The organism is Anaerosporobacter sp. (assembly GCF_965301125.1).
The window spans coordinates 44,608-59,688 of record NZ_CBDLAM010000002.1 but is presented as its reverse complement, the minus strand read 5'-3'; the positions used below and the strand labels follow the sequence as shown (position 1 = coordinate 59,688).

The 15,081-nt window shown below is 35.3% G+C and carries 11 protein-coding genes; 3 read left to right on the top strand and 8 right to left on the bottom strand.

The genetic code is table 11. From position 1 onward, the window contains the following. Positions 1-262: 262 nt before the first annotated feature. The 7 genes from ACW2QF_RS00555 to ACW2QF_RS00525 form a co-directional block, all read right to left on the bottom strand. Positions 263-1,273 carry a GGGtGRT protein gene (locus ACW2QF_RS00555; RefSeq protein ID WP_455714038.1) on the bottom strand — a complete coding sequence of 337 codons (1,011 nt, stop codon included), beginning with the start codon at positions 1,271-1,273 and terminating at the stop codon, positions 263-265. Positions 1,274-1,291: 18 nt separating this feature from the next. Beyond that, positions 1,292-1,984 (bottom strand): iron-sulfur cluster assembly scaffold protein, encoded by a 693-nt coding sequence (locus ACW2QF_RS00550; RefSeq protein ID WP_455714037.1) that lies wholly within the window; start codon positions 1,982-1,984, stop codon positions 1,292-1,294. A gap of 286 nt (positions 1,985-2,270) precedes the next feature. Further along, complete coding sequence (locus ACW2QF_RS00545) at positions 2,271-2,936, bottom strand: acyltransferase (RefSeq protein ID WP_455714036.1); 666 nt, start codon at positions 2,934-2,936, stop codon at positions 2,271-2,273. Between the two features lie 178 nt (positions 2,937-3,114). After that, positions 3,115-5,187, bottom strand: a complete 2,073-nt coding sequence (locus ACW2QF_RS00540) for a DNA topoisomerase (protein WP_455714035.1) — start codon at positions 5,185-5,187, stop codon at positions 3,115-3,117. Between the two features lie 263 nt (positions 5,188-5,450). Then, the gene (locus ACW2QF_RS00535) at positions 5,451-6,926 is read right to left on the bottom strand and encodes a DUF4097 family beta strand repeat-containing protein (protein ID WP_455714034.1); all 1,476 of its coding nucleotides are present in this window, start codon (positions 6,924-6,926) and stop codon (positions 5,451-5,453) included. Between the two features lie 73 nt (positions 6,927-6,999). Beyond that, entirely contained in the window at positions 7,000-8,430 is a 1,431-nt protein-coding gene (locus ACW2QF_RS00530) for an ATP-binding protein (RefSeq protein ID WP_455714033.1), read from the bottom strand. 445 nt (positions 8,431-8,875) lie between these two features. After that, complete coding sequence (locus ACW2QF_RS00525) at positions 8,876-9,523, bottom strand: response regulator transcription factor (RefSeq protein ID WP_455714032.1); 648 nt, start codon at positions 9,521-9,523, stop codon at positions 8,876-8,878. 179 nt (positions 9,524-9,702) lie between these two features. On the opposite strand from ACW2QF_RS00525, the gene ACW2QF_RS00520 reads away from it, so the two are divergent. Then, positions 9,703-10,338, top strand: a complete 636-nt coding sequence (locus ACW2QF_RS00520; protein WP_455714031.1) for a lactate utilization protein — start codon at positions 9,703-9,705, stop codon at positions 10,336-10,338. A 154-nt stretch (positions 10,339-10,492) separates the two neighbouring features. Here ACW2QF_RS00520 and ACW2QF_RS00515 read toward each other — a convergent pair whose 3' ends face one another. After that, positions 10,493-12,826, bottom strand: a complete 2,334-nt coding sequence (locus ACW2QF_RS00515; RefSeq protein WP_455714030.1) for a hypothetical protein — start codon at positions 12,824-12,826, stop codon at positions 10,493-10,495. 227 nt (positions 12,827-13,053) lie between these two features. Here ACW2QF_RS00515 and ACW2QF_RS00510 point away from each other — a divergent pair, with 227 nt between their 5' ends. Continuing rightward, entirely contained in the window at positions 13,054-13,734 is a 681-nt protein-coding gene (locus tag ACW2QF_RS00510; RefSeq protein WP_455714029.1) for a response regulator transcription factor, read from the top strand. Next, positions 13,727-15,028, top strand: coding sequence for a sensor histidine kinase (locus ACW2QF_RS00505; protein WP_455714028.1), 1,302 nt, complete (start codon positions 13,727-13,729; stop codon positions 15,026-15,028). The genes ACW2QF_RS00510 and ACW2QF_RS00505 overlap by 8 nt, the downstream gene beginning before the upstream one ends. Positions 15,029-15,081 lie beyond the last annotated feature (53 nt).

Here is a 15,081-nt window from a genome sequence, read left to right as displayed (position 1 = left end):
ACTTAATATCTCTCGTTTTTAATATTAAGTTGTTTATACTTACTACTGAAATACATTATATATTACTTATTATATACAAAATTATATACAATTATCGTAATTAGTCAAGTAATTGAAACCATTTTTTCACGTTTTGAATCACTAATTCCTTTTTTATTGGTGTAAAAAAATGCACACATCATCAAAATCCTGCAGATGAAAAGAAAAAAGGGCTTGTCAAATCGTCTAACGACTTGACAAGCCCTTGATTTTACCCGTTTTCCTAGAACTTACCGTTATCAGCAGCTTCTTGAATAGCAACTGCAACAGCTACTGTCATACCAACCATTGGGTTGTTACCAGCACCGATAAGACCCATCATCTCAACGTGAGCAGGAACTGAAGAAGAACCAGCAAATTGAGCGTCTGAGTGCATACGTCCCATAGTATCAGTCATACCATAAGAAGCTGGACCAGCAGCCATGTTATCTGGGTGAAGAGTTCTACCAGTACCACCACCTGATGCTACTGAGAAGTATTTCTTACCTTGTTCGATACATTCTTTTTTGTAAGTACCAGCAACTGGATGTTGGAATCTAGTTGGGTTAGTTGAGTTACCTGTGATAGATACATCAACGCCTTCTTTGTGCATAATAGCTACACCTTCAGTTACGTCGTTTGCACCGTAGCAGTTAACTTTTGCTCTAAGACCAGTTGAGTAAGCTTTTCTGAAAACTTCTTTTACTTCGCCTGTATAGTAATCCATCTCAGTTTCAACATAAGTAAATCCGTTGATTCTTGCGATGATTTGAGCAGCATCTTTTCCAAGACCATTTAAGATAACTCTTAATGGTTTTTTACGTACTTTGTTTGCTTTTTCAGCGATACCGATTGCACCTTCAGCAGCTGCGAATGATTCGTGACCAGCTAAGAAAGCGAAACATTCAGTTTCTTCTTCAAGAAGCATCTTTCCTAAGTTACCATGTCCTAAACCTACTTTACGTTGGTCAGCAACAGAACCTGGGATACAGAATGCTTGAAGACCTTCACCAATTGCTGCAGCAGCATCAGCAGCTCTTCTACAACCTTTTTTAATTGCGATAGCAGCACCTACAATGTAAGCCCAGCTAGCGTTTTCGAAACAGATTGGTTGGATGCCTTTTACTTGATTATATACGTCAAGTCCAGCATCTTTCGTAATCTTTTCTGCTTCTTCGATAGATGCAATACCGTATGAATTAAGTACTGCATTGATTTTATCTATTCTTCTTTCATATGATTCAAATAAAGCCATTTCTAGTTACCTCCTCTATTATTCGTGTCTTGGATCGATAATCTTAACAGCATCTTCTACTCTACCATATTGGCCTTTAGATTTTTCGAATGCTGTGTTTGCGTCATCACCAGCTTTGATGAAATCCATCATCTTACCAAAGTTAACGAATTGGTAACCAATAATTTGGTTTTCATCATCTAAAGCGATTCCAGTTACGTATCCTTCTGTCATTTCAAGGTAACGAGGTCCTTTTGCAAGAGTTCCGTACATAGTACCAACCATTGATCTTAAGCCTTTTCCTAAGTCTTCAAGTCCAGCACCGATTGGAAGTCCATCCTCAGAGAACGCACTTTGAGTTCTTCCGTAAACGATTTGTAAGAATAATTCTCTCATTGCTGTATTAATTGCATCACAAACTAAGTCTGTATTTAATGCTTCAAGAACAGTTCTACCTGGTAAGATTTCAGATGCCATAGCAGCTGAGTGAGTCATACCTGAACATCCAACTGTTTCTACTAATGCTTCTTGAATAATACCTTCTTTAACGTTAAGAGTTAATTTACAAGTACCTTGTTGTGGTGCACACCAACCGATACCGTGAGTTAAACCAGAAATATCAGAGATTTCTTTTGCTTTAACCCATTTTGCTTCTTCTGGGATTGGAGCAGCACCGTGGTTAACGCCTTGTGCTACTGGACACATTTTTTCTACTTCATGTGAATAAATCATGTTGAAACTCCTTTCAATATCCATTTTAGAATACCAAACCTATATGGCTATGTTCATTGCGATTGTTTTGGTCAACTTTGTTTAAAGACACTTTTTTTCTCCACTATACGGAAATTAATGCATCACAAAAATCCCCAGTTAAAAAAAAATCATTCTTTACCTGACCTCACATCGCACCTTTTCATATTTTCGCACAAAATTCTCAATTAGTCCATAGTTTTTGATAATTTTTCTTAAAAAATCATTAGTTTCTACAGAATTTTATTTATTAATCGATACTTTATTGTTAATTTTTTGACACGATTTCCCCAACTTTTTTGTAAATAGATTTTTCACCTACATAACCACGTACCATTGACAATGGATAAATATTAGATTCTCTTCCAATTACTGTTCCTGGATTCAATACGCTATTGCATCCAACTTCCACATTGTCCCCTAACATTGCTCCCATTTTCTTAAGGTTTGTGCTCATTCTTTTTCCGTTAATTGTAATCTCAACTAAAGTTTTGTCAGACTTTACGTTTGATGTAATAGAACCTGCCCCCATATGTGCACGGTATCCAAGAATGGAGTCTCCTACATAATTATAATGTGGGACTTGTACCTTGTTAAAGAGAATTACATTCTTAAGTTCTGTTGAGTTACCTACAACAGCCCCTTCCCCTACAATTGCATTACCACGAATGAAGGCACAATGACGAATTTCTGCTTCCTTACCGATAATTGCTGGGCCATTAATGAATGCTGTTGGTGCTACCTTTGCAGATTTCGCAATCCATACATTCTCTCCCACTTTGTTGTATTCCTCTTCTGGTAAGGTTGCACCTAATTCTACTATAAATGCGCCAATCTTTGGAAGTACCTCCCAAGGATAAGTACAATCTTCAAACACCTTAGCCGCTATTGTTTGACTCATATCATACAATCTACTGATCATTAATTCTTCCATATACTTTTGTACTCCTTTTCACTTTACTTAATATATAATACAAGCTTATAATATATGTCTATAATTTCTTTAATTAATAAAAACTTATAAATCTAATTTTCTCTACAACCTAACTAACTATTATTAAGCAGTATAAGTCTCTTATTACTGCAAAGAGACTTACAATTCCTTTTCGTATTTACTTCTTGTAATTTTTTGCTGCTTCATCAAAGTATTGACGAAGTGCATATTGATTGTTAAGTCCTTTTACACCATTGGTCATCTTCGCAACGAAGTTCTCTAACTTAACCATATATTCTTCACTGGTAATGTCTCCGTTCGCCACATAAGTTAATCCCTTCTCCCAGCTTGCTGTGAGTTCTGGATTCAGTAGGGAACGAATTGAAGCATTTACCACGTCGTAAATCATCTCTCCAAGTAAAGTTGGTGTGATAATCTGTGTTTTCTTATTCAGATTCAGATAGGTAATCTTTATTAATTTATTCAAGATTTCAGCACGAGTCGCACTTGTACCAATACCGCTACCTTTAATCTGAGAACGAAGTTCTTCGTCTTCGATTAATTGTCCAGCATTCTCCATAGCAAGAATCATAGAACCTGAATTATAGCGCTTTGGTGGAGATGTTTCCCCTTCTTTCACACTGAATCCTGTTATAGTAAGTAACATGCCTTTCTTCAGCGTCTTCATGTTATTAATGAAATCTGCATCGAAAACATCTTCTTGATTTTCAGATGAATCTCCATTATCCCCAGTGGATTGTCCATCATCCCCAGAAGTTGCTTTTGATGTCTGTGTATTATTTGCTGAAGGGGCCGATTTCTTCGTCATAAACGATAGATTGGTTACTTTCATATACCCTGGTGATTCCAGTATCTTAAAGTTAGAGAAGAAAGATTCTTCTTTTACTTTAACTACAAGGCTGATTTTTTGATATACAGCTGCCGGATAGAAGATACTTAAGAATCTTCTTGCGATTGTTTCATAAACCTTCTTGGCAGTTGGCGTTACCGCATTCAACGCTGACAGACCTTGACCGGTTGGTATTATGGCATAATGGTCTGTGATTTGCTTATCATTTACATATCTTGTCTTAGCGATGTTCTTATAACTACCAATCTCCAAGATTTCATTGGCAAATTCACTAACATGAGCGTAGTTTCTTAGTCCTCCAATATTCTTATGGATCTCTTTCGCCACTGCTGTCGATAACACTCTGGCATCGGTTCTTGGATACGTCACTAATTTCTTCTCGTATAATTCTTGGACAATCTTCAATGTCTCATCAGGACTGATCTTGAATAGTTTCGAGCACTCGTTTTGTAATTCCGCTAAGTTAAATAGTAATGGAGCATTCTTATTCTCTTTCTTCTTCTCAATCTTTTCAATGACACCTTGATTATCAAAGTCTGTTGTTAACTCTATAATTAACTGATCTGCACTTTCTCTGGCTTTGAAACCATTTTCCTTGTATAGTAAGTGAGAGTTATAATACTTCGATCCTTCTACCGCTCTCCATTCTCCATCGAATTCTTTACCAAATGTATTAATTCCTGCAATTACACGGTAGAATGGTGTCTTAACGAATGCACGAATTTCCCTCTCTCTCTTTACTACCATACCAAGAACGCAGGTCATAACACGACCTACTGAGATAGAAGTCCATTTGCTTTGTAGATAATTCGTCACTGCCTGTCCATATTTAAGAGTCAATACACGGGAGAAATTAATACCCATTAAGTAATCTTCTTTTGCTCTTAGATAAGCCGCATCTGATATATGATTATATGCCGATAATGGTTTCGCTTCGCGTATTCCACGTAGGATTTCTTCCTCTGTCTGTGAATCAATCCAAACTCTTCGCTTATCTTTCGTCTCTGGTACCCCCGCTAGCTGATCCACTAATCGATAGATATACTCTCCTTCACGTCCGGAGTCGGTACACACATAAATAACAGAAACGTCCTCACGATGCAACAATGATTTTACCGTATTAAATTGTTTACTTACATCTGGAATGACTTCATATAAGAAATCCTTTGGAAGAAATGGTAAGGTGGTTAGTGACCATTTCTTAAGACTTTCATCATAGACATCTGGATAACTCATTGTAACCAAGTGACCAACGCACCAGGTTACAATGGCTTCATCCGCTTCTATATATCCATCACGTTTCTTAAAGTTGAACTTAAGTGCTTTCGCAAACTCTTGGGCAACGCTTGGTTTTTCAGAAATATATAAACTTTTAGACATGTATAATTCCAACTTTCTTATGATTCCTCATAAGGTATATTACCAATTTCCCTATTCATTCATATGCTTCGGGACTTTTTCCTGTACTACCTTATGGGGTGAAATCCAATACTCGCTAAACTTCAGCTTGATTTCCTTTCAATAAGTTAGATTATAGCTTCTTTTTACAAGGTTCGCAACCTGTTTTTCTTACAGCATTGCTCCAAAACTGACTATCATTATTAGAATAATTGCTAGTTTTAATAAACCACTTCTTTTTTCCCTCACTTTGCTACTTTCTCCTGCTTGTTAAAATCTATAATAATATCCCCTGATGTAATTGTTGCTTTTATTATATTCTTCTTACTATTTTTAACACTTACACTTGCACCACTTTCATCTTCATTTTCTACTTCTTCACCAGCCACCTCTATATAACCAGATGTTGTAACTAGATTATAAGAATACTCCTTTTCCTTACCACTGCATGCGATTTCAATATCACCAGAAGTCAACTCGAATATATTGTTTCCGTATACATCTCCGTTAACAATGATATCACCACTAGTCGAAGTTACGTTTGCTGTATTACTTTGCATTTCTTTCACTTCAATATTTCCTGAAGATGTCTGCATATCACCTTCCTTGATACGCATATCTACGAAAGAACAATCTCCACTAACAGCTAGTGTCTTTATTTGATTTGCTTGGATATCTTTCATTTTAATATCTCCTGAAGACGTCTGGATATCAGCTTTATTGATGCTCATTTCTGCAAAGGAACTATCTCCGCTAGCGACTAGTGTTTTTATTTGATCCACTTGTACATCCTTCAAAGAGATATCCCCTGATGAAACTGCAATATCTATATTAGAAAACTTACTTTCTTTTGGTACTATAATTGTTACATAATTAGCTTCAATCTGATTATTGAAGTTAAAGTTATTTACTTTCTTATTAACTACGTCTTCAATCTTGAGTTTTCCGTCTGTATTGCTATAATCAATGCTATAATCTGGTCCATAATAATGAAGAATTACCCCATAGGAATCCCCATTGACTATTTCAACATCTGCATTGTATTCAATATCTACTTCAATATCTGAAAATGCATCCAAATTCATTTTCTCAACTTTGTATTCTTTTTTCTTTGATGATGTATCTGCTGAGTTGTCTGCTCTTACCAATTTATCGCCTGCTTTTACCCATTTATCGTCAGCCCCATCTTCTTTGTAATATGCCTGTGCTTCTATAACTTCACCAGTCTGCGCATTAACTGTGATCTCATATCGCTTATCACTATCCAGCTCTACAACTGCATTCCAGGAGTTACTTCCATTCCGAATTCCACTTGTAGAAGTTGTATCCATATTGACAGAAATCGAATTAAAAGTTGTATCGTACGTATCTTTGATATAACTAAGTCCTAGATAGATTGCAGATTTTAATGGTATTTCAAACTCCTCATCTTCTAGATCTATGTCACAATTGACGGTAAATTTAATACCATCAAACTCCATAGTGAATGATTTCCCCTTGCTATCATTGGTAGTATCATTCACGGTATCTTCTTCTATACCTGTATCCTCATTTACACTATCTGACCGAACAGTATCTAACTGAGAAGCATTCATTGATACCCGTTCCATCTTATTACTCTGGTTGTGTTTATCCATATTCATACTAATAATAAGACCACATATAGCAGCTGCTACAACTACCCCTGCAACACCAAATGTTATGATTGTATTTTTCTTCATATACTCAACCCTCCATCTTTATTGTAGTCTTAGTTTATGCTTCTCTTTTTGTGGAACTATCATGAAGATGTTATCAAGTTGTAAAAGTGATGATTGCCTTTGTCCCTTTATTTATCACAGACTCATATCGAATCTCTCCTTGGTGAAGTCTAACAATCTGCTGACATAAGGTTACCCCTAAACCAACTCCGCCATTTTTTCGACTTCTCGCCTGATCTACTCGATAGAATGGCTCCATAATCTTAATAAGCTCATCTTCTTCCATACCAATTCCATTGTCCTCTACCATCAGGCAAGGACCTCCTTGGCTATAAAATGTAACTACTACTTTACCATCTTCATTACAAGCGCGAATTGCATTCTCAATTAGATTTCCTAATAAACTCTGCAATAACACTTCATTGGCTTCTATCGTTTCTATCTCACAATTCACCTCTAATCGCATCTGCTTCTCTGCCAACTGCTCGTGAAAGAGATTATAAACATAACTTTTTAGCTGTTCTGTGGAAACGACAGATTTAGTTAGTTCACCTTCGCGAATATCTGCAATCAACAACAAGCTTTTACTTAATTTCTCTAATCTCTTAGATTCAGCAATGATATAGTCAAGTGCATGTATTCGTTCTTCTTCTGATAAAGCCGCCATTCGCATATAATCTGCATATCCAGAAATTGATGTTAACGGTGTTCTTAGTTCGTGTGCCATATTATCAATTAATTGTTGTTTCTTATCACTTTCTTCTTGTAAAAGATGTATCGCTTCATCAATCTTCTCAGACATAGTATTAAAATTCATTGCCAAATTACCGAATTCATCCTTACTAGAAATCTTAACCTTTTGATTATAATATCCTTTTGCAATCCCTTGTGTTGCATCTGATAGAAATTTCAAAGGCTTCATCAGTCTTTGTATAATTAAGTAGAGAATTACTGATAACAGTATTGTTATGACGATATCTACACAAATCACAATCTGCACCAATTGCTTTCTTGTATTCTCAAGCTCCATTAAAGGATATGCAACAACTAAAGTATGATTTTCATAGGGTTCTTCTAAACTGCATGCTAGGAAAAGGTACTCTTCGTTATTTATTTCTCTAACGAGAAGATTCTGCACATTCTCCTTCGTATCTAACTCTTCCCTTGATTCTAGATTTGAATCAAAATACCCTCCAATCTGGCTATTTCCACTCCATAACTCAAGAAATACATCTTGCTCCTCATAATACAGTGCATAGGAATCATATATATTCTTCTTCTTATCTCTTGTTAGTGTGGACACTTCTTCTAGACTGGTAAAATCCTTGGTCATAGAATTTCTAAGAAAATATGTCTCTCCTCTAGCACGTTGTTTTACGCTGTTTAGTTGTTCTTTATATGTAAAATGCATTACCGTAAACATTCCTATATTGAATGCAATAACGAATACCAGTAAAACACTTAAAAATACCTTCTGCCAGAACTTCACTGCTTTCTCCCTTCCATCTACAGAATATTTATTCATTTGAACTCTTTGGAGAGTACTTGTGTATTTTATGTGTTGCATGCAAAACTCTGTTTAGGTGTTCATGGCTTCTTAGGTGGCGTACTATGACACGAAACACGCTACACACCTAAGTACTTCTATGTGTGTACATATTAGGTTGTTCATATGATGCGGAAACACCTTCGATTCGGCATCCTGCCTCAGCTCAGGCTTGCTCGGCTTCCATGCCTCGCATTCCTAGGTTATCTAGTACACACTAAGAAGTACTGTAGGTGTTTCGCTATCGTTTCTTAGTCATAGTACACCACCTAAGAAGCAGATTTACAGTATTCAGAGTTTTGCTTTGTTACCTTGTTAATACACAAGTACGATATAGGTAATTGAATAAATATTCTTGATATTTATCAATAAAATTAAATTAAGATCTTTACTGAAAGTTCTATACTTCTACTTTTCGAAAGGTCTACACTTCTAAACGATACCCTACCTTATAAACCGTTTTTATTCTATCTTCTAATCCAAGTTTCTTACGTAACTTCTGTACGTGTACATCTACTGTTCTTGTATCACCTTCGTAATCATATCCCCATGCTAATTCTAATAATTTTTCTCTAGACATCGCTAGGTTTTGATTTATTACGAACACTTCTAAAAGGGTATATTCTTGTGGTGTAAGCTCCACTACTTCATTCTGATATTTTACTATCTTACCTTCCCTATCCATTTCCATATCTTCAACTTTAAAAACTGTATTTTCTGTCTTGATTCTTCTAAGAACAATATTGATTCTTGCTATTAATTCTAGTATCTCAAAGGGCTTGACTATATAATCTTCTGCACCTGAGGTCAATCCTTGAATTTTATCTTCGATTCGATCTTTTGCTGTCATGAAGATAACTGGTGTATCTTTTACTACTTTCATTAATTCAAACCCTGATATGTATGGTAACATCACGTCTAGAAGAATTAAATCATACTGTTTCTTAGATAGCTTATCTAACGCTTCTTTTCCATCATAGGCTTGGTCGCATATATGCCCTACTAATTTCAGATTTAATTTAACTAACTCATTAATTGCTTCTTCATCATCTACGATTAATATATTTGCCATAATAGTAAATTTACTCCTCTCTAAAATCCTCAAATTTGACCAATTCATAGTTACCATATTACTCCATACTTATAAGTTTTGTAAACTCCTTCTTCTATTCCAAATGGAAATAATGTGGTATACTGTACTTTATGAAAAGTAGGATAAATGCCTACTCTTATATCTAAAGGAGGAGAATAATGGATATCAAGAAAGTGTTCTATAAAACACAAGCGGAATCGATTTTAAAGAAATGTGAGCTTAGAGGAATGCAAGGTTACTACTGCAATGATAAAGCAGAAGCACTAGAATGTATTAAGTCACTCTTCACTCCTAATGCTTCCATCTCATGGGGTGGTTCCGAAACCATCAAAGAAATCGGCTTAATGGATTATCTACAAACTGCACCATATACGTTATATGATCGTGCAACAGCAACGACTCCAGAGGAACAAAAAGCAATGTACGCCAAAACAGTTACAGCAGATTATTTCCTTATGAGTACCAATGCTATTACATTAGACGGAAAACTGGTGAATATCGATGGTAACGGAAACCGTATCGCCTGTCTTGTTAGTGGTCCTGGTAATGTAATTATTGTAGCTGGTATGAATAAAGTGGTGCCTGATGTAGAGGCTGGAATTGCACGTGTACATAATATGGCTGCCCCACCTAATGCTGTACGTCTTAACCGTAATACACCATGTCATGACTTTGGACGTTGTGCAGATTGTTTAACTCCAGATTGTATGTGTTCCAACACCGTAATTACAAGAAAGTCTAATAAACCGGGAAGATTAATTATTGTCTTAGTTGGTGAAGAATTGGGTTATTAATTATAAAAACAACGGGTTAGCCATATAAGACTTAACCCGTTGTTTTATCATATCTCGTATGTATCATATCTCTATGCAAGGTCACAACTCTACTATAGCACTTACCGCGAGATAACACCTATAACATATTTATAAATCTTTTCTATTACTAAATTTACTCCTGTAGATATAAATTTACCTTTTGAACAATGGCTCTCACACCTTCATCAATGCTAATCTCACTTGATAATACTTTCTCTCCATAGGTCTCAATCGTATCCTGTATCGTACTATCCATAAGACATGGAGTTGACAAACTATCAGCCATTTCTGTTAATGCCTTCATATCTACATCAGTAGGAATAGTTAAATGATAACTTACCTCATTTCCATTTTGATCAGATGTCCCGATATAATGATCCATTACGTTCTTACCCTTTGCTAAATTAGAGAATACTTCCTTATTAACAGGTAATCCTTCGTCAACATCTGCCTCTTGTAGCTTCTTAGAATACAAAGTCTTGAAGAAATCAATTGTAGTCTCCATATCCTTTGATGCAGCATTCACAGCTACAATTCCATTCGGAACAAAGTTATATTTTGACTGCATATCAAACCTTTGATATGAAATAGATGTATCTTGACTTAAACTAGCAAGTAAAATCTGATAATCGTATATTTCATTGATGTTTCCTATAACAATCTTTCGATCTACAGACATTAACTGTGTTGATATTGTTAATATTTTTCCTGTTTGTCCATTCAGCTTCTCATTAACTTCTTTTAGATATTCCTTTTGCATTGAAATTACATCTTCTGACAAATCTTCCAACTCAAATTCATAGATGTCTTTGGCATAGATTAAATATTCCTTTAGTTTTGCTTCATCCATCTTCCCGTCTTTCATTAACCAGCTAGAGCTACAGCCAAGTTCCATACGTTCAAGCACTTGCTGTGGTGTATATGCCCCCATAATTGTAGTTGTATTGTTATCATCTTCTCTCATATCCTTAATCATTTGACTTAATTTCTCTAAAGTATCTACCTTACTGATTTCCTTTTCATTTCCTGTAACAATCGGAATCTGGAACTTCATTGGCACTCCATATAAACCATTCTCTTTTTCATAAGCATGTGTGATGTTAGTAAAATACGTATCTGACTGTTCAATCTCTTTCATAACATTGGATAAATCATAGAGAACCCCCTTTTCTATATAGGAATCCATCGGTAAACCATCTAATATGATGATATCTGGTCCATCTCCTGCCAATACACTTGTATTTAATTTCTGTATCGCATCTGTCTTTGTCATTGCATCATTACCAGTCAAGCCAATCTCCAATTTAATAAACATATCGGGATTGTTCTTTCGATAGTCTGCAATTGCTTGTTGAATTGTCTTACTCTCATATAAACTATATACTCTAATTTGGTTACTTGGCACAGATGGTACATCAGCATTATAGCAATAGGAATCTAATTCTCCGCTTGTATAGCCAATAAGGAAACTTCCATCTTCTTTCACCTGAAAGCTTGTTACACTAATGGATGGACTCCCTAAGTTGGTTAATTCGCCTGATACCAGTTGTTCCATAACATTTCCATTCAATACATGCCTATAAACTCCAAACTGACACGTTACATATATTGCATTTTCCTTATCACTTACATCTAACTTACATAATTGGATCTCTTTGATAGTAGAATCCAAAAAGTCATTTAATACACTATCATTTGTAATTAATTCTTTCGTATCTGTATTATAGATGTACCCTATATCTCCGCCTTGTGCTACGATATATGTCTTATCTACAGCAAAGGTATCCAGAGAAGATTCGCCTTCAAACACCTTTTCAACACTTTCATCACTCACATTAATCTTAATCAATTCACCACTATGTGTCAAAGCATACAGTTCATTATCAGCCGTAAATTCTGCTTGTTGTAACCATGAATTTTTCTTGCTAACAGTTAATTTCAACTCTTTTTTCTTATTGTCCTTTGCTATATACACATATTTCTCATAACTGGAATATTTCTTGTCGGTTACTTCGTCCCATGGAATATAGGAAAAGAATATATCTCCATTCTTACTAACTGCTGCACTTGTTACCTCACAATTGGAACTGGTTAATACAGAACTCATTGCTCTTACTTCTTCTGATGACCAAGTGTCTCCAACATCTTTTGAGGTGAATAAGGCTCCTATCTGTGTGTCTAAGATTACTAAGTTTCCATCTTCCATTAGTGTCATTTCACTAATATTAGCTCCATCACCAATTGTTCCACATGGTTTCTCTATGTATCTTCCCATTGCCTGATTTTTCTTATCTTTATCATCTTGTTCATCTAGTGTATCAACTGTAATATTTTCTGTAGTATTTTGATTATCAGTATTATTTACTTTGCTACCTTTATCTCCTGACTTTTTTCCACTACAGCCAACAACGATTGACACGCATGTTAGTAATAGGACATATAGTAATAATCTTTTTTTTCTAAACATAATTACCTCCCAAAAACTGTTTCAGTACTACTTCTTTTTGTGAACTCCTATACTCTACCATAATAACTTCGATTTTATCTCTAAAAACATAATATTACCCTAATTAGATATAAATTAGAAGTTATTATTGTATACTGTACTTATATCAAATTATTAGTAGATAATTTCCAAACTCTCAATATAAATACCTAAAGTATATTAGGTCGGAAAGGAGAATCTTTGTTATTATGCGAATTCTATTAATCGAAGATGACGAACAGCTATGCTTCTCAATTTCATATCAATTACAGCATGAAGGCTTCCATGTTGATACTTGTACAGATGGAGAAGATGCTCTCATGTTCATGAATCAAAATATATATGACTTAATATTATTAGATCGAATGCTACCTGGTATTGATGGCATATCTCTTCTTAAGAAATTACGTGAGAAAAATAATTCTACCCCAGTTATCATCCTGACTGCACTTGGTGAATTATCTGATAAAATAATTGGTTTAGATGCTGGTGCCGACGATTATATGGTCAAGCCCTTTGCTATTGAAGAATTACTTGCAAGAATCCGCAGTATTAATAGGCGCCCTAAACAATGGACAGCTACCGATTTGTTAACCTATAACGATATTTCTTACTCACCTGCAACAAATTCTTTATCTGGTCCCCTTGGTTTTTGTACTCTTTCCAAAAAAGAAGGTTGCCTATTGGAATCTTTCATGCGCAATTCTTCGCAGATACTTCCTAGGTCAACTTTGCTTACAAAAGTATGGGGACCATATGCAGAGATTGAAGATGGCAATTTAGATAATTATATACATTTTATTAGGCGACGCTTAAAAACAGTTAGCAATACTATTACAGTTAAAACTCATCGTGGTGTTGGATATCGTTTGGAGTGGCTCCATGAATAAACAAAAAAAGTTGTTCCAAAAATTAAATTTTCGTTTAGCATTGTTATTTACTACGATCTCTAGTTTGATTTTATTAATTATGTCACTTTGCTATCTGTACATATCTGAGAAAGATTTAAAGAAGACCTCCTATCTTTCCTTCTGTGGTGAGATTAATACCATTATAGCCAATCTCGAACAACAGGACACCATTACTTACCAATGGCTATCTAAGATTGAACAGAATGGTAAATACCTTATTGCTGTATATGATAATGGTTCTCCTCTCTCCTATACACAAATGGCCCGTTTAGAAGAACAACTTGCTACGATAGATGAAATTATGACCTATGGTAATAGCACCTACAATTTTAATTCAAAATCAATAGATTCTAGTTCTTTACACTATGAATTTGAATATACCGCTACCGATAAGTCTCCTTATTATGTATCATTTGCGCAGATTCCGCGAAGATCTAGTACGCTTTCTTCCATAATTCTATATCCAACAAGTGACTTATACCATAAATTGCAACGTCAGCATCTTAACTTTATAATACTTAACTTAACTGGTATCCTACTTTTGTTTCTTGTCTCCTTGTTTTTTACACGCAGACTATTACAGCCAGTTAAACAATCTCAAGATAAACAGACAGCTTTCATAGCATCAGCTTCTCATGAGCTTCGAACTCCCCTTGCAGTAATACTCTCTTCCCTTTCTGCTCTTCGTACATCGGATTCGACCATGAAGCCACAATTTCTAGCTACTATAGAATCCGAAAGTAAACGCATGTCAATACTCATAAACGATATGTTAACTCTTGCTCGTGCAGATAGTCAAACCTGGTCCTTTACCATGACACAAGTGGAACTAGATACCCTATTGTTAGAAAGTTATGAAGCATTTGATTACATAGCAAAGGAACATGATTTGTCATTATCCATCTTATTACCTGAGGATTCCATTCCCAGTTGTTTATGTGATAAGGACCGAATTACACAAGTTCTCGCAATTCTTATTAATAATGCTATCTGTTATTCTAAACCACAGGGTAACGTTAAACTAAAGTTAGTGCATACCTCTTCTGATTTTATAGTGTCTGTAATAGATAATGGTATAGGGATTTCTGATAAGGCGAAAGTTCATATATTTGATCGATTTTATAGAGAAGATTGTTCACGTTCCCAAAAAGAACATTTTGGTTTGGGATTATGTATTGCGAAAGAAATCATAGATGAACATAATGGAAAAATACGAGTATTTGATACATTAGGTGGTGGAACAACATTTCAGGTCATCTTACCAATATCTTAAAGACAGAAAAAAGCAGGCTGACTCTAGGGGTGTCAGCCCGCTCTTTCCATAAT